The organism is Methylocystis sp. sgz306128 (genome assembly GCF_056032725.1).
The window spans coordinates 396,069-415,402 of record NZ_JBVYWO010000002.1 but is presented as its reverse complement, the minus strand read 5'-3'; the positions used below and the strand labels follow the sequence as shown (position 1 = coordinate 415,402).

General features: G+C 63.1%; 16 protein-coding genes. 9 read left to right on the top strand and 7 right to left on the bottom strand.

From position 1 onward, the window contains the following. Nucleotides 1-2: 2 nt before the first annotated feature. The 4 genes from AC0N03_RS05815 to AC0N03_RS05800 all read right to left on the bottom strand — a co-directional run bounded on the left by AC0N03_RS05815 (nt 3) and on the right by AC0N03_RS05800 (nt 6,024). Entirely contained in the window at nt 3-854 is an 852-nt protein-coding gene (locus tag AC0N03_RS05815) for an SDR family oxidoreductase (protein ID WP_474287644.1), read from the bottom strand. Next, nucleotides 851-1,978, bottom strand: coding sequence for a tRNA epoxyqueuosine(34) reductase QueG (queG, locus tag AC0N03_RS05810; RefSeq protein WP_474287643.1), 1,128 nt, complete (start codon nt 1,976-1,978; stop codon nt 851-853). Before queG ends, AC0N03_RS05815 begins: the two co-directional genes overlap by 4 nt. A gap of 73 nt (nt 1,979-2,051) precedes the next feature. Next, entirely contained in the window at nt 2,052-4,964 is a 2,913-nt protein-coding gene (gene polA, locus AC0N03_RS05805) for a DNA polymerase I (RefSeq protein ID WP_474287642.1), read from the bottom strand. A gap of 64 nt (nt 4,965-5,028) precedes the next feature. After that, nucleotides 5,029-6,024, bottom strand: coding sequence for a 2-hydroxyacid dehydrogenase (locus AC0N03_RS05800; protein ID WP_474287641.1), 996 nt, complete (start codon nt 6,022-6,024; stop codon nt 5,029-5,031). Nucleotides 6,025-6,236: 212 nt separating this feature from the next. On the opposite strand from AC0N03_RS05800, the gene AC0N03_RS05795 reads away from it, so the two are divergent. Beyond that, nucleotides 6,237-6,776: an SH3 domain-containing protein gene (locus tag AC0N03_RS05795; RefSeq protein WP_474287640.1), complete on the top strand. Its 540-nt coding sequence runs from the start codon at nt 6,237-6,239 to the stop codon at nt 6,774-6,776. A 46-nt stretch (nt 6,777-6,822) separates the two neighbouring features. On the opposite strand, the gene AC0N03_RS05790 is transcribed toward AC0N03_RS05795, so the two are convergent. After that, nucleotides 6,823-8,028, bottom strand: a complete 1,206-nt coding sequence (locus AC0N03_RS05790; RefSeq protein ID WP_474287638.1) for a penicillin-binding protein activator — start codon at nt 8,026-8,028, stop codon at nt 6,823-6,825. A 269-nt stretch (nt 8,029-8,297) separates the two neighbouring features. On the opposite strand from AC0N03_RS05790, the gene rsmI reads away from it, so the two are divergent. The 6 genes from rsmI (at nt 8,298) to AC0N03_RS05760 (ending at nt 14,424) form a co-directional block, all read left to right on the top strand. Then, entirely contained in the window at nt 8,298-9,227 is a 930-nt protein-coding gene (gene rsmI, locus AC0N03_RS05785) for a 16S rRNA (cytidine(1402)-2'-O)-methyltransferase (RefSeq protein ID WP_474287636.1), read from the top strand. Beyond that, on the top strand, nt 9,211-9,579 hold the full coding sequence (locus AC0N03_RS05780) for a YraN family protein (RefSeq protein ID WP_474287634.1): 369 nt from the start codon (nt 9,211-9,213) through the stop codon (nt 9,577-9,579). Before rsmI ends, AC0N03_RS05780 begins: the two co-directional genes overlap by 17 nt. A 17-nt stretch (nt 9,580-9,596) precedes the next feature. Beyond that, nucleotides 9,597-10,544 (top strand): glutathione synthase, encoded by a 948-nt coding sequence (gene gshB / locus AC0N03_RS05775; protein ID WP_474287632.1) that lies wholly within the window; start codon nt 9,597-9,599, stop codon nt 10,542-10,544. Continuing rightward, nucleotides 10,544-13,300 carry a [protein-PII] uridylyltransferase gene (locus AC0N03_RS05770; RefSeq protein WP_474287631.1) on the top strand — a complete coding sequence of 919 codons (2,757 nt, stop codon included), beginning with the start codon at nt 10,544-10,546 and terminating at the stop codon, nt 13,298-13,300. Before gshB ends, AC0N03_RS05770 begins: the two co-directional genes overlap by 1 nt. 89 nt (nt 13,301-13,389) lie before the next feature. Further along, entirely contained in the window at nt 13,390-13,983 is a 594-nt protein-coding gene (gene grpE, locus AC0N03_RS05765; RefSeq protein ID WP_474287629.1) for a nucleotide exchange factor GrpE, read from the top strand. A gap of 57 nt (nt 13,984-14,040) precedes the next feature. After that, on the top strand, nt 14,041-14,424 hold the full coding sequence (locus AC0N03_RS05760) for a VOC family protein (RefSeq protein WP_474287628.1): 384 nt from the start codon (nt 14,041-14,043) through the stop codon (nt 14,422-14,424). On the opposite strand, the gene AC0N03_RS05755 is transcribed toward AC0N03_RS05760, so the two are convergent. Both AC0N03_RS05755 and hrpB read right to left on the bottom strand, forming a co-directional pair. Beyond that, entirely contained in the window at nt 14,399-15,022 is a 624-nt protein-coding gene (locus AC0N03_RS05755; protein ID WP_474287627.1) for an alpha-ketoglutarate-dependent dioxygenase AlkB family protein, read from the bottom strand. The two genes, AC0N03_RS05760 and AC0N03_RS05755, sit on opposite strands and share 26 nt — an antisense overlap. A 36-nt stretch (nt 15,023-15,058) precedes the next feature. Further along, nucleotides 15,059-17,509, bottom strand: coding sequence for an ATP-dependent helicase HrpB (gene hrpB, locus AC0N03_RS05750; protein WP_474287625.1), 2,451 nt, complete (start codon nt 17,507-17,509; stop codon nt 15,059-15,061). 221 nt (nt 17,510-17,730) lie between these two features. On the opposite strand from hrpB, the gene AC0N03_RS05745 reads away from it, so the two are divergent. Together AC0N03_RS05745 and AC0N03_RS05740 are read left to right on the top strand one after the other, a co-directional pair. Continuing rightward, on the top strand, nt 17,731-18,780 hold the full coding sequence (locus AC0N03_RS05745; protein ID WP_474287624.1) for a LacI family DNA-binding transcriptional regulator: 1,050 nt from the start codon (nt 17,731-17,733) through the stop codon (nt 18,778-18,780). Beyond that, nucleotides 18,777-19,085: a Dabb family protein gene (locus tag AC0N03_RS05740; RefSeq protein WP_474287623.1), complete on the top strand. Its 309-nt coding sequence runs from the start codon at nt 18,777-18,779 to the stop codon at nt 19,083-19,085. Before AC0N03_RS05745 ends, AC0N03_RS05740 begins: the two co-directional genes overlap by 4 nt. The last annotated feature ends 249 nt before the right edge of the window (nt 19,086-19,334 follow it).

Below are 19,334 nucleotides of genomic sequence, written 5' to 3'. Positions count from 1 at the left end.
CCTCAGCGCCCTTCGCCCTGCTCATAAAGCGCACGGATGCCCTCGCGATAGGTGGGATAGGCCAGATCGACGCCCAGCACTTCCCGCAACCTGCGGTTCGAGACACGCTGGTTCTTTGAATAGAAGCTGCGCGCCATCTCGGACATCGGCGCGGTGGCAAAATCGAGCGCGGGCGGCGGATCGATATTCAGCAATTGGGCGGCATAGGCGATCACGTCCTGCGGCGGGGCCGGTTCGTCATCCGCGACATTGAAGATGCCGCCCGGCAGTTCGCTTTCAAAGGCCGCGGCAATGGCCAGCGCGATATCGCCGACATGAATGCGGTTGAACACCTGCCCCGGCTTGATGATGCGCCGCGCCGTGCCCGCCTTCAGATTGACGAGCGCATTCTGTCCCGGCCCGTAAATTCCGGCAAGGCGCAAAATCTGGACGGCTTTGCCGGAGGCCTCGCCCAGTTCCAGCCATTGCCGCTCGACGGCAACCCGCGCGGCGGAGCGCTCCGAATAAGGTTCCGGCGGGGTTGTCTCGTCCACCCAGCCGCCATCCTGATTGCCATAGACGCCGATGGTGGAAAGATAGACGATCCTGCGGGCCGGACCGGCCAGAATCTGCTCGCCATATCTGGCCAGAACAGGATCTTCGCCGCGCGGCGGAACCGAGACAAGCACCAGATCGGCCTCTTTTAGCCGCCTGCCAACCTCTGGCGCATCAAAAAGCACGGCACTGATGCCAACACCCGCCAGATCAGCCAGCTTTTGCGGCTCCCGCACCGTGCCGCTGCAGGAAAAGCGGCTGCCGAAACGGTGCACGAAGGCCTGTGCGGTATAGCCGAGACCGAAGACAAACAGATTCATAATTCATCCTCATCCAGCGCGGCCCATTCGTCGCGCACCTGCGCATCCGGCTCCTGTGTGGCGCGTGCCGCCCGCAACCGCAAGGCCAAATTTCGGTCAAGACGCCCCAGCGCCCAGATCGCCATGGCGCGCACTTCGGCGGCTGCATCCTCAAGATGCGGCATCACAGCATGGCACAATGCCGCATCGCCCGAATTGCCGAGCGCGATCAGCACATTGCGGATGAACCTGTCCCTGCCGATGCGCTTGACCGGACTGCCCGAGAATTTGGCGCGAAAGGCGGCATCGTCAAGCGTGGCAAGCCCGGCAAGATCAGGCGCCAGCAGGTCTTCGCGCGCCGTCAGTTTGATTTCGCGGGCGCTTCTGGCAAATTTGTTCCAGGGACAAGCGGCAAGGCAGGCGTCGCAGCCATAAATGCGGTTGCCCATCGCGGCGCGGAATTCGCGCGCGATCATGCCCTTGTGCTCAATGGTCAGATAGGAAATGCACCGGCGCGCATCAAGCTGATAGGGGGCGGGGAAGGCCTGCGTCGGGCAGGCCTCGACACAGGCCCGGCATGACCCGCAATGATCGTTTTCCCGCGCGTCCGGCGGCAGGTCAAGTGTTGTGAAAATGCTACCCAGAAACAGCCATGAGCCAAAATCCGTCGAGACGAGATTGGTGTGCTTGCCCTGCCAGCCCAGCCCCGCCGCCTCGGCCAGCGGCTTTTCCATCACCGGCGCCGTATCCACGAACACTTTCACGTCGCCGCCCTTTTGCGCAACGAGCCAGCCCGCCAGCAGCTTCAGCCTGCCCTTGACGACATCGTGATAATCGCGGTGGCGCGCATAGACCGAGATATTGCCGCAATCCGGCGGCGGCTCCTGCGCGGATTCGGGGCCATAATTCATCGCCAGCATGATGATGCTTCTGACCTCCGGCCAGAGCACACGCGGATCGGCACGGCGCTCGAAGGTCTCTTCCATCCAGTCCATCGTGCCCTGTGCACCGGTTGCAAGCCAGCTGCCCAGACGCGGCCCGGCCTGCGGAATGGACCCGGGCACCGTGATCCGGCAGGCGTCAAAGCCAAGTTCAAGCGCCTTGGCGAGCAGGCGCGTTTTCAGCCTGTCGGACATGCCGGACATTCACCTGCGCGTGAGCCCGCCCGCAAGCGGGGCGGGAAAGCAGCCGGAACCGGCCTTGCGGACAACGGCGCGTTCAATGGGCGTCGTCCCAGTTCTGCGCGGCGCGGGCATCGACCTGCAAAGGCACGGCAAGCTGGAGCGCCGGATGCGGCGCCTCTTCCATCACGCGGCGCACGACGGGCAGCGTTGCCTCGACCTCGGCGTCCGGCACTTCGAAAATAAGCTCGTCATGGACCTGCAGCAGCATCTGCGCCGAAAGCCTGTGCCGGGCCAGCGCATTATCCATCCGCACCATGGCGCGGCGGATGATGTCGGCGGCGGAGCCCTGAATCGGCGCATTGATGGCGGCGCGCTCGTTGAAAGCGCGCTCCGACGGATTGGGCGAGGTGATGCGCGGATAATGACACCTGCGGCCAAAGATGGTGGTGACAAACCCCTGCTCGCGGCAGGTCTTCTTGGTTGAATCCATATAATCCCGGATTCCCGGGAAGCGCTCGAAATATTTCTTGATATAGGCGCCAGCTTCCTCGCGCGAAATGCCGAGCTGATTGGCAAGACCGAAGGCGGATATGCCGTAGATGATGCCGAAATTGATGGCCTTGGCGCGCCGGCGCACCTCGGACGGCATGCCCGCCACCGGCACACCGAACATTTCCGAGGCAGTCATGGCGTGAATGTCGAGATTCTCGGCGAAAGCCTTCTTCAATTGCGGAATATCGGCAATATGAGCCAGCAATCGGAGTTCGATCTGGCTGTAATCGGCGGAAATAAGCTTATGGCCCGGCGTGGCGACGAAGGCCTTGCGGATTTTGCGGCCCTCTTCGGTGCGCACCGGAATGTTCTGGATATTCGGCTCCGACGAGGAGAGCCGCCCCGTCGTCGTGGCCGCCAGCGCGAAGGACGTATGCACCCGATGCGTCTGCGGATGCACATAGGAGGGGAGCGCGTCCGTATAGGTGGATTTGAGCTTGGCCAGCTGCCGCCAGTCGAGAATGCGCGCAGCCAGCGTATTGCCCTGCTCCGCAAGATCATCGAGCACGCTGGCCGAAGTGGACCACGCGCCGGTCTTGGTCTTGGTGCCGCCCGGAAGACCCATCTTGCCGAAAAGGATGTCGCCAAGTTGCTTGGGAGAGGCAAGATTGAACGATTCGCCCGCCAGTTCCTGCACTTCGGCTTCGAGAGCCGCCATTTTCTGGGCGAATTCGCCCGAAAGCCGCGAGAGGATAGCCCTGTCGATGGAAATGCCGCGCCGCTCCATCCGCGTGAGCACGTCGACAAGCGGACGCTCCAGCGTTTCGTAAACAGTCGTCATATGCTCTGCGGCCAGACGCGGCTTCAGCACGTTCCACAGACGCAGGGTGACATCGGCGTCCTCGGCGGCATATTCGGCAGCCTTCTCCACCGGCACCCGCGCAAAACCGATGAAGCTCTTGCCCGAGCCCGCCACCTCTGAGAATGCAATGGGCTTGTGACCGAGATAAAGCTCGGACAATTCATCCATGCCGTGGCCATTCTTGCCCGCGTCCAGCACATAGGACAGCAGCATCGTGTCGTCGACAGGGCCGACGGCAATGCCGTGCTGTGCGAAAACCAGCGCGTCATATTTCATATTCTGACCGATTTTAAGCACGGCGGGCGATTCCAGCAGCGGCTTGAGCAGATCAAGCGCCTGCCGCACGGGCATCTGCCCCGGCGCGCGCGCGCCGCCGCCAAACAGATCGTCGCTGCCCTCGGATTTATGGCCCAGCGGAATGTAGCAGGCCTTGTTGGCCGCCAGACTCAGCGAAACGCCGACAAGCTCGGCCTGCATGGCGTCAAGCGAGGTCGTCTCCGTGTCGACGGCGCAAATTCCCGCATCGAAAGCCGCCGCGACCCAGCCCTCAAGGGCTTCGGCGCTGCGTATGATTTCATATCGGCTGCGGTCGATGGAACCAGCCAGCGCTGCGGCCCGCCGGGCAGCGGCCAGCGCCGCAGGCGTATCGGCAGCCGCCGCATCCGCGCCTGCCGTGCCGGGAGCGGCACCGGATACCGGACTGGCTTTCGGACTGACCGCAGGCCTGACTGCGGCGATGGCCGAGGGATCGACATGATAGGCCTCCGCCACACGCCGCGTCAGCGTGGTGAATTCCATATCCTTGAGAAAGCTGATCAGCTTGCCCGGCACCGGCTGGCGCGTCGTCAGCTCGGCCAGTTCCGTCTCCAGCGGCACATCGTCCTTCAGCGTCACCAGCTGGCGCGAGAGACGCGCCTTTTCGGCATGTTCAATCAGCGCCTCGCGGCGCTTGGGCTGCCTGATCTCGGCCGCGCGCGCCAGAAGCCCCTCAAGGTCGCCATATTCCCCGATAAGCTGCGCCGCCGTCTTGATGCCGATGCCCGGCACACCGGGAATATTGTCGACAGAATCTCCGGCCAGCGCCTGCACATCGATGACCTTGCCGGGCGGCACGCCGAATTTCTCGACCACCTCCGGCTCGCCGATGCGCCGGTCCTTCATCGGATCATACATCATCACGCCATTGCCGATGAGCTGCATCAGATCCTTGTCGGAGCCGAAAATCAGCACTGTGGCCCCGGCCTCGCGCGCCCGCCTGGCGTAGGTGGCGATGAGATCGTCGGCCTCGAAGCCCTTCTGCTCGATGGCCGGAATGTCAAAAGCGCGGGTTGCCTCGCGGATGAGCGAGAATTGCGGCCGCAGGTCCTCCGGCGGCTCGGGCCGGTGCGCCTTGTACTGATCATAGAGCTGATTGCGGAAGGTCTCGGACGAATGATCGAAGATGACGGCCAGATGCGTGGGCTTTTCGCCTGCGATGCTCTCGCGCAGCATCTTCCACAACATGTTGCAGAAGCCCGCGACCGCGCCGACGGGCAGGCCGTCGGACTTGCGCGTCAGCGGCGGCAGCGCGTGATAGGCGCGGAAAATATAGGAGGAACCATCCACGAGAAAGAGATGGTCCCCGGCTGCGATGGGGCGCGTGTGTTCAGACATGCCTTTGTATAAAGCGCGGCCGGGCGTTTGTCATGCGGCAACAGACTGCGCCCGCTCTGCTTCCTCACAACATGCTGGGCAGCACCCTGTCCGGCGGGCGGTGGCCGTCCATGAAGGTCTTGATATTGACGATCACCTTCTCGCCCATGTCCATGCGGCTCTCGATGGTGGCCGAGCCCATATGCGGCAGCAGCGTCACCTTGCCCGCCTTGGCCAGTTTGGCCAGCTTGGGCGGCACGGCAGGTTCGTGCTCGAACACATCCAGCCCCGCCCCGGCGATCTCGTTGGCTTCCAGCATGCGGATGAGGGCGTTTTCATCGATGATCTCGCCGCGCGCCGTATTGACGATGATGGCGTCGGGCTTGAGATATTTCAGCCGCCGCGCCGAGAGCAGATGATAGGTCGCGGGCGTATGCGGGCAATTGACCGAGACGATATCCATGCGCGCCAGCATCTGGTCGAGCGAATCCCAGTATGTGGCCTCCAACTCCTCCTCGATGGCGGGCAGCACGCGGCGGCGGTTGTGATAATGGATGGAAATGCCGAAAGCCTTGGCGCGGCGGGCCAGAGCCTGGCCGATGCGCCCCATGCCGACGATGCCCAGACGCTTGCCGCTGATGCGGTGGCCGAGCATCCATGTCGGCGACCAGCCGTGCCAGTCGTCGTCGTTGAGCAGACGCGCGCCCTCCACGAGGCGGCGCGCCACGGCCAGAATCAGCGCCATGGTCATGTCGGCGGTGTCGTCGGTCAGCACGCCGGGAGTATTGGTGACCGTGATACCGCGGCGCAGCGCCGAGGTGACGTCGATATTGTCGACGCCATTGCCGAAATTGGCGATGAGCTTCATCTGCTCGCCGGCCTGCGCGATCAGCGCCGAATCAATGCGGTCGGTGACGGTGGGTACAAGCACATCGGCCTGGCGCATGGCCTCCGCGAGTTCGGCCGAGGTCATCGGCTTGTCGGCAAGATTGAGCCGCACGTCGAACAACTCGCGCATCCGGGTCTCGATCATGTCTGGCAATTTGCGTGTCACGATCACGAGTGGCTTTTTCTTGCCCATGCGGGTCTCACTCCTGCAATTTCGAAGGCAGCACGCCCGGACACATCTCGATGGCAGACGGCTGCGAACGCACCATTAACCTGCTATTAACTTCAATGGGGACAGATAGACTGCGGCCTGTTTGCCCCACAGACTTCTGTAACAGAAGAGGCCGCAAAGACAAGCGCAGTCACTGAATTCACGATAGGCTGGCCATGAGACAAAAGAGGTATATGCCGGGCCGGGCCCCTTCAGGCGCTGGCCGCTTGCTGGGACTGCTGATCGTTTTTTTCGCGTTGTTTTCACCCCTTGGGTGGCAGGCTTTCGCCCAATCGGTGGGGTCTGTGTCCGGATTGCCGCTCCCCCGCTATGTCAGCCTCAAATCAGACCGGGTGAACGTGCGCGAAGGCCCCTCGAAAGATCACCCGACAAAATGGATTTACGAGCGCGCCGGACTGCCCGTTGAAATTACGGCGGAGTTCGACACCTGGCGCAAGATCCGCGATTCGGAAGGTGCGGAAGGCTGGGTGCTCCATTCGCTGCTTTCCGGCCGGCGCACCGCGCTGATCATGCCCGGCAAGGTGCCCGGCAATCAGGTTCTCTATGCGCGGCCAGATGCAAAATCAGGCGCCGTGGCGGCGCTGCAGCCCGGCGTCATCGGCAATGTGAAGACCTGCGACGGCAATTGGTGCCACATTTATGGCGATGAATTCGACGGCTACATCCGCCAGAACGACGTCTGGGGCGTCTATCCGGACGAAAAGATCAACTGACCGGCTGCGCCGGGGCTCAGGGCACCGACGCGGCCAATTCGGGATATTACGCGCCAGCGGCAAATGATCTGGGCGCCGGGCTGAGGGCGGTGGCTGCGCCGGCACCGATCTGGAACACGGCAAGTCCGCGTTCGTTCATGCCGTCCGCGCGGAATCGGAACACGCCATCCGCGCCGTTGAACCCCGAGGCATTGGTGAGGATCTGCTGCGAGAAGCGCTGCGCGCCCTGCGTGCGGGCAAGGGCCGCGGCCAGAGACACGGCGTCATAGGCCAGCGAGGCAACGCGCGGCGGCTCCGAACCATAGGTGCCGCGATAGCGCGCCGCAAAGGCGGTGAAGCCGGCATTTTCCGGTGCGGCGAACCATGCGCCCTGAAGGCCGGGCAGCGAGAGAACGCGCGCGTCATTCCACACACCCGTGCCGAGAATCTGAATTTTTCTGGCGGTGAACGGCGCCAGCACGGGCGCCACCGCCGCCATATTGTCGGCCTGTTCCGGCACGAAGACGGTGTCGATCTGATTGCCGAGCGCGGCGACTTTCGCCGCAGCCGCGGCGAGCGTGCCGGTGGAATAGCGCTCGATCGACAGAACACGCAGGTTTTTGCGGGCGGCAAATTGCTGGAATTCGGCCAGCGCCACATTGCCATATTCGCCATCGGGAATGAGTGCGGCAAAGGATTTCTTGCCCTTCGAAGCGGCAAATTCGACAACGCGGTCCACCTGGCTTTCGATGAGGAAGGACAACAGATAGACGCCGGGCTGCGCCACGGTCGAATCGGTCGAGAAGCCGATGACCGGCTTGCCCGCGGCCTTGGCCTGTGCCGCCACCTCGCGCACGTCATTGGCAAACAACGGGCCGATGAACAGTTCCGCGCCTTCGGCAAGCGCGGTCTTAGCGGCGTCGCGGGCGCCCTCGGGCGTGGAATGATCATCCTTGACGAGCAGCGTCAGCTCGTTCGAATTGGCTTCGGTGAGTGCAAGCTCGGCGGCATTGCGCATGGCCGTCCCGATCAGGCTGGGGCCGGAGGCCTGTGTCAGCGGCAGAACCAACGCGACGCGAACCGGGCCGGTGCCGATTGTCGCGGCAGCCGCCGGTTGCGGCTGGGCCGGCTCAGCCGGCTGCGCCTGCATCTGGTCGGAAGGGGAGAGCCCGCCCAACTGGCCGCTGCACCCAGCCGCCATTCCAGCCAGAATCGCCGTGAGCGGCAGGCGCAAGAGTAGGGCACGCCGATGGATAAGTGACAATTGAGGCATAATCCGCTCCAGCTTTTGATGATGCATGGCCCGATCCGGCCATGAATTGGAAGTGATTCATTCTGATGAAATGTTAACCAATTTGCAATCGCATCCGAACAGCTATAAATCTCTACGAGCGGCAGACTTTGCGTCATTTCCAAGGCAGATCACTGATTTTGTTCCGGCTCGGCGTATCCGGCATGCAAATCAGCCGAAAGAGGCCCGCAAAGGGCCTGAATGCCAGCGAGAACATTTCCCGAATAAAAAAATTGGGATAAGACAATCTCATGATCAAAGCTTCGCCGTCCAGACCCGACAGAGCCCTTCCCCGGGCCGCACAATTCACGGCCCTCGGCATAAAGGCCGAGAGCGAACCGCTGGAGCCGGGACTGCATGTGGTGGCGACGCCGATCGGCAATCTCGGCGATATTTCGCTGCGCGCGCTCGGCACGCTGGCGGCCGCCGATGCCGTGCTCGCGGAGGATACCCGCACCACCAAGGTGCTGCTCTCGCATTACGGCATCACAACGCCGCTGATTCCCTATCACGAGCACAATGCGCGCGAGATGCGCCCGCAGATTCTGGCGCGGCTGCAGCGGGGCGAAGCGCTGGCGCTAGTCTCCGACGCGGGGACGCCGCTTGTCTCCGACCCCGGCTTCAAGCTCGTCAGCGATGTGGTCGGCGAAGGCCTGAAGGTCAGCGCCGTGCCGGGGGCTTCGGCTGTTCTGGCGGCGCTGGTCGTGGCCGGCCTGCCGACGGACAGATTCTTTTTCGAGGGGTTTCTGCCGCCCAAGGGCGCGGCGCGGCGGCAACGGATTTCGGCGCTGGGTAAAATTCCGGGCACGCTTGTGTTTTTTGAGAGCCCGCGCCGGGTCGCAGAAACATTGGCCGATCTGGCCGCCGTGCTTGGCGCGCGCGACGGCGTGGTGGCGCGTGAACTGACCAAGCATTTCGAGACGATCCGCCGGGCAAAGCTGCCCGATCTGGCGGCGCAATTTGCCGAAGAGGCCGCACCAAAAGGCGAGATCGTGCTGCTGGTGGGCCCGCCCGGAGACTTCGAATCACAAAGGGAAGGTCAGCCGCTGGACGAACAGCTGGAAGCCGCGCTGCAGACCTATTCCGTCAAGGATGCCGCCACCATCGTCTCGCAGGCCACCGGCCTGCCGCGTCGTCAGGTTTATGCAAGGGCTGTCGAACTTCATGCCGCCCGCAAGTAAACAACGCGCCCGCCAGTTCGGGCAATGGGCGGAACTGACCGCCTGCATCCTGCTCATGCTGAAGGGCTATCGGATTCTGGCGCGCAACCTGCGCGTCAAGGGCGGCGAGATTGACATTGTCGCGCAGCGCGCCGGCACAATCGCCATCATCGAGGTCAAGGCCCGCCCCTCGTGGGATCTGGCCAGCACCGCCATAAGCCCGCAGAAAGTCCGCCGCTTATCCACCGCGGCACGGGTATGGCTGTCGCGAAACCGCTGGGCGGCGCAAGCAACATTGCGCGGCGACGCCGTTTTTGTTGTACCCTTCCGTCTGCCGCGCCATCTGATAGCCGCCTACGAACTCGCTTTATGAAATAACAAGGAACAGCCATGCCCCTTCGTGTCGCCGTCCAGATGGACCCAATCCAGAATATCAACATCGCCGGAGATTCGAGTTTCGCCCTGCTACTCGAAGCACAGGCCCGCGGCCATGAATTGTTTTATTACACGCCGGACAAGCTCTCGATGCGCAGCGGCGTTGTCTGGGCGCCGGTGCAGGCGCTTTCAGTGCGCGACGAAAAAGGCAATCACTTCACGCTCGGCGAGCCTGTCGTGACCGATCTATCGCATATGGATGTGATCCTGCTGCGGCAGGACCCGCCGTTCGATCTCGCCTATATCACCAGCACGCATATATTGGAGCGCCTGCACGGCCGGGTTCTGGTGGTCAACAATCCGCTCGAAGTGCGCAATGCGCCCGAAAAGCTGTTCGTGATGGATTTTCCGCAACTGATGCCGCCGACACTCATCACCCGCGACCGGGCCGCCATTGAGGATTTCCGCGCCGAATATGGCGACGTGGTGATGAAGCCGCTTTACGGCAATGGCGGCGCCGCTGTGTTCAAAGTGGCGGAAAAGGACCCGAATTTCGGCTCACTGTTCGATCTTTTCAGCCAGATGATGCGTGAACCTTGGGTGGTGCAGCGCTTCCTGCCGCAGGTGAGGGAGGGCGACAAGCGCATCATTCTGGTCGACGGCGAAGCTGCGGGCGCAGTCAACCGCGTGCCGGCGGAAAACGACATCCGCTCCAACATGGTGCGCGGCGGCGCGGCGCAGCCGACCGACCTGAGCGCGCGGGAACTGGAAATCTGCCGCACCATCGGGCCGGAGCTGAAGCGGCGCGGGCTTATCTTTGTCGGCATCGATGTCATCGACGGGCATCTGACCGAGATCAATGTCACCTCGCCCACGGGCCTGCGCGCCATCAAGCGACTTGGCGGGCCCGATATTGCCGCGCAGATATGGGACGTGCTGGAAGCCAAACGCAAGGCCGCCTGATGAACCGGATCGCCGCACCGCGCAGCCACGATTATCTTTTCGACAGGCAGGCTCTCGCCGCAGAAATCGCGGCGCTGCGCACGCACCATGCCGATCAGGGGGAATTCCGCAAGGCGGTGGTCGAGCGGCTTGCCCATGCGCTGACCAGCGGTATCGCGCAGATCCGGCAATGGTTCGAGGAGGACGGCAAGGGCCTCGCCTGCACGCAGCGCATCTGCCGTCTCGAAGACGAACTCATCATCGCCATTCATGATTATGTGACCCGGCATGTCTATCCGCTCGAGAACGCCAGTTCATCCGAGCGCCTCGCCATAGTGGCGGTGGGCGGCTACGGCCGCGGCACGCTGGCGCCGTTCAGCGATATCGATCTGCTGTTTCTGCTGCCCTATAAGCAGACGCCCTGGGGCGAGAGCGTGGTTGAAGCCATGCTCTACGTGCTGTGGGATCTCAAGCAGAAAGTGGGCCACGCCACCCGCTCCATCGACGAATGCCTGCGTCAGGCCAAGGCCGACATGACAATCCGCACCAGCGTGCTGGAAGCCCGGTTCATTCACGGCGACGAGGCCTTGTTCACCGAATTGCAGCAGCGCTTCATGGCTGAAATCGTCGATGCGGGCGCGAAGGAATTTGTCGCCGCCAAGCTCTCGGAGCGCGAGGCGCGCGTGCGCCGGGCCGGCCAGTCCCGCTATCTCGTCGAGCCGAATGTCAAGGAAGGCAAGGGCGGACTGCGCGATCTCAACACGCTGTTCTGGATTTCGAAATATTTCTACAAGGTGGCCGATGTGCGCGAACTCGTTGCCGCCGGTCTGTTCACCCCCGCGGAACTGCGGCTCTTCCGCCGCTGCGAGGAATTTCTGTGGCGCGTGCGCTGCCATCTGCATTTCATCACCCGGCGGGCGGAGGAGCGGCTCAGCTTCGACCTGCAGCGCATCATCGCCGAAAAGCTCGGATACCGCGCCCATGCCGGGCTGAGCGGCGTCGAACGTTTCATGAAGCATTATTTCCTCATCGCCAAGGATGTAGGCGATCTCACCAACATCGTCTGCGCGGCGCTGGAGGAAAAGCAGGCCAAGCCGCGCGCCATGCTGGACAGGCTGGTCACGCGCTTTCGCCGCCGCACCACGCTGGCGGGCACGAACGATTTTGCTGTCGAGACAGACCGCATCACGGTGGCGCGGCCGGATGTGTTTGAAACCAATCCGGTCAATCTCATCAAGCTCTACTGGCTCGCCGAGCGCAATTCGCTGGCCATCCACCCGGACGCCACACGCCTCGTGACCTTGTCTCTGAAGCGGATCGACGCCGATCTGCGCAACAATACCGAAGCCAACCGGCTGTTTCTTGATATTCTGACGTCAAAGCGCGCACCGGAGGTTGTCCTGCGCCGCATGAACGAGGCAGGCGTTCTGGGCCGGTTCATTCCGGATTTTGGCCGCGTCGTCGCGATGATGCAGTTCAACATGTACCATCATTACACGGTGGACGAGCATCTGCTGCGCACGGTGGGCATTCTCTCGGAAATTGACTCGGGACGCCTCAAGGACGACCACCCCATCTCCAGCGAAATCATAGCCGGCATCGCCAACCGGACGGTGATCTATGTGGCGGCGTTCCTGCATGATATTGCCAAGGGCCGCGACGAGGATCACTCCGTCGCCGGAGCCCGGGTTGCCCGCACCTTGTGTCCGCGCCTCGGCCTCAGCGAAGCGGAAACCGAAACCGTGGCCTGGCTGGTGCAGGAACATCTGGTCATGTCCAACACAGCGCAAAGCCGCGATCTTTCAGACCCGCGCACGATCGAGACCTTCGCCAGCACGGTGCAGACGCTGGAGCGGCTCAAGCTCCTGCTGATCCTCACCGTCTGCGACATCCGCGCGGTGGGCCCCGGTGTCTGGAACGGCTGGAAGGGCCAGCTCCTGCGCTCGCTTTACTGGGAAACGGAAGTGGTGCTCAGCGGCGGGCATTCCGCTGTCGACCGGCGCAGCCGCGTGGCGCAGATGCAGCAGCAATTGCACGATGCGCTGCCCACCTGGTCCGATCCGGAATTTGAAGCCTATGCCGCGCGCCATTATCCGGCCTACTGGCTCAAGGTCGATCTGGAACGCAAGATCCGCCATGCCGAGCTTCTGCGCCTGTCCGCGGTCGAAATGCGGTCGCTGATGACGGAATACCGCACCGACGCATTCAAGGGCGTCACCGAACTCACGGTGCTCGCGCCCGACCACCCCCGCCTGCTATCGGTGATCGCGGGCGCCTGTGCCGCATCCGGCGCCAATATTGTCGATGCGCAGATTTTCACCACGACGGACGGTCTCGCCCTCGACACGATCTTCATGTCGCGCGCCTTCGAGCGCGAGGAGGATGAACTGCGCCGGGCGGAGCGCGTGGCTCAGGGCATCGAAAAGGCTCTGCGCGGCGAAATCCGCCTCGGCCCGCTGCTCGACAGCAAGAAGACGGCGCACCGGGCGCGCGCCGAGACCTTCCGCCTCGCGCCGGAAGTGGTGCTCGACAACAATCTCTCCAACCGCTATTCGGTGCTGGAAGTCTCCGGGCTCGACCGCCCGGGCCTGCTCTACGACCTGACCGCCGCCATTTCCCGGCTTAATCTCAATATCGGCTCGGCCCATGTCGCCACTTTCGGCGAAAAAGCCGTGGACGTGTTTTATGTCACCGATCTCACCGGCGCGAAAATCACCAATCCCGGACGCCAGACGGCGGTCAAGCGCCATCTGCGCGAAGCCTTCCAGGCAAAATAGCGCTGAATGCGTCTTGATTTTTGCCGCATGAGAACTGATATCCAGCGCTCGAAACGGCACAACCACCAACCTATGAAACTGAGTTCCGCATGACCCAGCAAGAAGAACAGAATAATCAGGATACACCGGAAAATTCGGTTCCCGAGGCCAATTCGGCGGCTCCGGCCCCTGAGGCCGTGATCACCGCCCTGAACGCGGAGAACGCCAGCCTCAAGGACAGGCTGCTGCGCACGCTCGCCGATATGGAGAACATGCGCCGGCGCACAGAGCGCGAGGTGGCGGACGCAAAAGCCTATGCCGTTACCAGCTTTGCCCGCGACATGCTCAATGCCGCCGACAATATCCGCCGCGCCATCGAATCTGTCCCGCCCGCCGACAGGGAGAAGGCAGAAGGCGCGTTCAAGGCCCTAATCGAGGGCGTGGAACTGACCGAACGCGATCTTCTCGCCACGCTTGGCCGGTTCGGTGTCAGGAAACTTGAGCCGCAGGGTGCGAAATTCGACCCGAACATGCATCAGGCCATGTTTGAAATTCCAAATGCAGAGGTGCCAAGCGGCACTGTGCTTCAGGTTGTCCAGACCGGCTATTCCATCGGCGAGCGCGTGTTGCGACCGGCCATGGTCGGCGTCTCCAAGGGCGGTCCGAAAGCGGCCAGCGAAGCCACGGGCGAAACAGCCAACTGATTTCAGTTCCGCAGCCTGCCGTGATAAGGTGTGCGTTTCCTGCACAAGGAGACGCGCATGGATTATCATGGCAAATTTGGCTGGAATGAACTTATCGCGCCCGATATCGAGGCGGCCAAGAAGTTTTATGCCGCGCTTCTGGGCTGGGCCTATGAGGGCATGACCCTGCCGGAAGGCGGCACCTATTGGGTCGCCAGCAAGGATTCTGTGCCTTGCGCCGGCCTTGTCGCAGCCGCAGACATCAAGCCGGAGCAGACCGAGCCTTTCTGGCTGCCCTACATCATGGTCGATAATGTCGATGCAAGCCTCGCGGGCGTCGAAGTGAACGGCGGTTCGATCACGCGCCCGGCATGGGACGTTCCGGGCATCGGGCGCATCGGCTTTTGCCGCGATTCGACCGGCGCCGGCTTTGCGCTCATGACGCCTGTGCCGCGCGCGTAACGCGGCGCAGCGTCAGGTTGATCCTCCCGCCCTTTTCAAGCAGGGTGGAGGTTGCGGGCAGGATACGGTCAACCCCATGAAAGCAGAGGCGGGAGGCCCCGCCGATGACGATCACATCGCCCGAACTGAGCCGGACGGAGCGCGTGGGATCATTGCGCCGTTCGCCGCCATAGCGAAAGACGCAGGTATCGCCGAGCGAAACCGACACAACCGGCGCGGCCAGTTCGTCCTCGTCGCGGTCCTGATGCAGGCCCATGCGCGCGGAAGGCTCGTAGAAATTAATCAGGCAGGCCTCGGGCGGGAGGGCATAATCCGTGACCTGCCGCCACAGATCCAGCAATGCGCCGGGAACCGGCGGCCAGGGCCCGCCCGTATCGGGATGATGCGGCTGGTAGCGATAGGACACCTCGTCGGATACCCAGCCCAACGGCCCGCAATTACTCATGCGTACGGAGAACGGTTTGCCGGTGCGCGGCATCCGGGGCACGAACAGCGGCGCGGCGCGGACGATGTCGCGCACCTCAGCGACAAGGCTCTCCTGCGCGGCGCGCGGCAGCAGGGCAGGGTAATAGGCAAGGCCGGGTTGTAGCTCGATCATCAGGCATATCTAAGCACAGCGCGCCAAAATTCCAGTTCAGGTTCCGCGCGGCTTGGCCCGCATGGTGGGCAGCGCCTCCGCCGGATTATCAGGCCAGACATGGCGCGGATAACGCCCCTTCATTTCGGTTCTGACCGCCGCCCATGAACCCTTCCAGAAGCCCGGCAGATCCCGCGTGATCTGTATCGGCCGGTGCGCCGGCGAAAGAAGATGCAGGGTCAGCGGCACGCGCCCGCGCGCCAGCGCCGGGTGATCCCTGAGGCCGAAGAGTTCCTGCACGCGTATGGCCAGCACCGGCCCGCCTTCGGCCTCATAGTCCAGCGCGATCTGCGAGCCGGTGGGCGCGGTAAAATGAGCAGGCGCCTCCTCATCGAGCCTACGGCGAAGTTCCCAGGAGAGACACGCGGACAAGGCCTCGTAAACATCGTCGGCGCCGATCTGGCTGACCGCCGTCTTGCCGATGATATGCGGGGCGAGCCATCCGGCGATGGAGCGCCGGAGGGCCTCGTCCGACATATCCGGCCAGGACGGATCGTCGCTCTCGGCGCGGCGCAAAAATTCAACGCGGTGGCGCAATTGCTGGCTGGCCTTGCTCCAGGGCAGGGCATCCAGACCTATGCGGGCTATGCCCTCTGCCAGAAGCACCGCAGCGGCTTCGTCGGGCTTGATCGGCAACGGCTGTTCCTTGAAGGTCAGCGCGCCGATGCGCAGGCTGCGGCGCGCCCGCAAGGCCCGGGCATTGGTATCAAAAACCACTTCATCCAGCATTTGCGGGCCGATCTGGGCAAAGATGTCGTCCTGCGAGACCGGAGCAGCAAGAACGATGCGGCTCGCCGCTGCGCGGCCGACGATCTCGCCGATTGCCAGAAAGGGTTCGCGCGCCAGCGCCTCGGCGGGATCAAGCAACCCGGCGCGGCCATTGACCATGAGATATTCCCCCGGCTTGCCGCGCGCCCGGGCAATGCGGTCCGGAAAGGCGAGCGCCAGCCAGCGGCCGGCCTCGTGCACGTCGCCGGGCAGTTGTGCGCCGCCCGCCTGACGCGCCCAGCCGCGCGCCATGCGCCGGGCTTCCTCGGCGCGGGGGCTGCGATCGCGGCGGAAACCGACCAGGCGCTGCGTGAGGTCGGCGCTGTCGCCGCCCAGACCACGCTCAGTGACGAGAACAGCAATCTCGGCCGCAAGCACGGCGCCATCCCGCTCCGCCGCGCCAAGCACCATGGCGGCCAGACGCGGCGGCAGCGGCAGGTTCCTGATTTTCCGGCCCGACTCCGTCAGACGTCCATCGGCATCAAGCGCGCCGATATTCGTCAGCAGGGCTTTGGCTTCACGCAGGGCGGCAGCGGGCGGCGGGTCAAGCCACGGCAGCATGGCCGGTTCCGCGCCCCAGAAGGTGATGTCCAGCAGCAGGCCGGCAAGGTCCGCGCTCAGAATTTCCGGCTGGGAAAAGGGCTCAAGCGCCCCATTGCCGGCCTCTTCCCACAAACGGTAGCACACGCCCGGTTCGGTGCGCCCGGCGCGGCCCCGCCGCTGATCGGCGGAAGCGCGCGAGGCCCGCCGTGTTTCCAGCCGCGTGAGACCGAGATCGGGCTCGAAACGCGGCACGCGGGCAAAACCGCTGTCAACGACGATACGCACGCCATCTATGGTGAGCGAGGTTTCAGCAATCGACGTGGCAATGACGATCTTGCGGCGCCCCGGGAGCGTCGGCGCAATGGCGCGGCGCTGCAATGCACGGTCCAGCGCGCCGTAGAGCGGCACCACATCCACGGCGGAATCCCTGATCCGGTCTTCGAGAATTCTGACCAGACGCACAATCTCGCCCTGCCCCGGCATGAACACGAGCATGGACCCCGGTTCCTCGGCCAGCGCGGCCAGCACGACACGGGCAACCTGCTCCTCAAGCCGCGCATGCGGATCATAACCCTTGTAAATGGTGGTCACCGGATAAGCGCGCCCCTGCGATTGCAGCACGGGCGCATCCGCCAGAAGCGCGGCGACCCGCGCCCCATCCAGCGTCGCCGACATGACCAGAATGCGCAACTCCTCACGCAGGCCGGACTGGGCGTCGAGCGCCAGCGCCAGACCGAGATCGGCATCGAGCGAGCGCTCGTGAAATTCGTCAAAAATCACACAGGACACGCCCGTCAGCGCCGGATCATCGAGAATCATCCGCGTGAAGACGCCTTCCGTCACCACTTCGATGCGTGTCGCCGCCGAAACATGCGTCTCCATGCGCACCCGCAGGCCGACCGTTGCGCCCAGAGCCTCGTTGCGGGTTTCGGCCATGCGCTCGGCTGCGGCGCGCGCGGCAAGCCGGCGCGGCTCCAGCATGAGGATCTTGCCGGAGCACCAGGGTGCATCGAGAAGCGCCAGCGGCGCGCGCGTGGTCTTGCCCGCGCCCGGCGGCGCCACAAGCACGGCGCGCGTGCCCTGCGCCAGCGCCGATTGCAGCGCCGGAAGCACATCGTCGATAGGAAGCGGAGACATCGCAAACACAAAAGACATATGGCTTAAGCCGGACATGAGAGCAAGCCGCACTGCCGCCGCGCGCTGCGCTGCGCGTTTTTCCGCCCGGTACGATTGACAAAGCCCCTGTCTTTATGAACACTATGGAACGTTCCAAGTCGCAAGGCAGATGCCTTGACCGCGGAATTAAACAGAATCTGGCCAAACCAGAACTCAGGGCGGATCGCTAAGGACGGTTAAAAATGGCTGCCGCAGGCAGGGGGGATAATCGCGCCACCATCATCGATATCGCCCGCATTGCAGGCGTATCAAAATCGACTGTGTCGCTGGTTCTGAAAAACTCTCCCATGGTCAAGGACGAGACGCGCGCGCGGGTCGAAGCTGCGATGGCGCAAGTCGGCTATGTCTATAACCGGGCAGCGGCCAACCTGCGCATGGCGCGCTCGAATTTTGTCGGCATGATCATTTCCGACCTGATGAACTCCTTCTTTTCGGAACTGGCCGTCGGCATTGAAGAGGCGCTCTATCGCGCCGGCTACGTGCCTATTCTGGCCAATACCAACGAAGATCCCGTGCGCGAGGCCCGCGTTCTGCAATCCATGCAGGAACAGGGCGTTGCCGGAATCATCATTTCTCCAACGGGCCTCTCGGATGCGGAAACCCTGTCGGACTTCCGGACCAGCCGCATTCCCATCGTCACCATGGCCCGGCGTCTGCACGGGGCGCATTTTGCCTATGTCGGACAGGACAATGTCTCCGGCGCGGCGCAGGCGGCGCGTCACCTGATTTCACTGGGACATCGCACCATCGCCTATCTGGGCGGTGCATCATCCGTGGCGACCCAGCGCGAACGCCTGCAAGGCTATCGTCAGGCGCTGCTGGAGGCAGGCTTGTCTTTCGATCCCGGACTGGTGTTTGAATCCATGCCGACGCGCGGTGGCGGACAGGAAGCGGCCCGCGCCATGCTGGCCAGCCGCCCCGATGCCAGCGCCGCGCTCTGCTTCAACGACATGGTGGCCTTCGGCGCCATTCATACGCTTTCGGACAACGGCATCGAGACCGGACGCCAGTTTTCGATCATTGGCTTCGATAATATCGCGGAGAGCGAATTTCATCGCCCGCCACTGACCACGGTCACGGCCCATACACGCATCATGGGCGAACATGGCGCGCAAATTCTCCTCGCCATGATCGAGCAGCCGGATCTGCCCATCGAAATCCTGATCGAACCGAGCCAACTCATCGAGCGGGAATCCTGCGGCCCCTTTCTGCACGTCGAGCCAAACACATGATACGGCACATCGTCCTGGTCAAATTCCGCGCGGATCTTCCCTCAAAGGAGCGACTGAGCATTTTTGCCCAGCTTGCGGCGCTGGACGGTGTCGTGCCGGGCATGCTGGATTTCCATGCCGGTGAAAATTGCAGCCCGGAACATCTGGGCCGCGGCTATACGCATGGTTTTTCCATTGATTTCAGGGACGAGACGGCGCGCGACGCCTATCTGATCCATCCCGATCACAGGGCGGCTGGCGCGCGGCTGGTGGCGGCCTGCGCCGGAGGGGTCGACGACATTCTGGTGTTCGATCTCGAATTGTGAGCGCGGCATCTGACTCAGGGTTTTGTTGCTGCCGCAATCGTCAGCGATTCAACGGAAATTGATTCACAAAATCTCATAAAATTATCAATGACTCTGCGGAAATTTATCGGGAAATTGCGGCGGCATGGCAAATTCATGAGTCAATCCGGTAACTTGAGCGTGCGCGAGCCTTCGCAAAAGCGGGCCGCCCGACCGGTGCACAAAATCCGCAAATCATTGAGAAGATTCAATGAAATTCTCAATGACTCT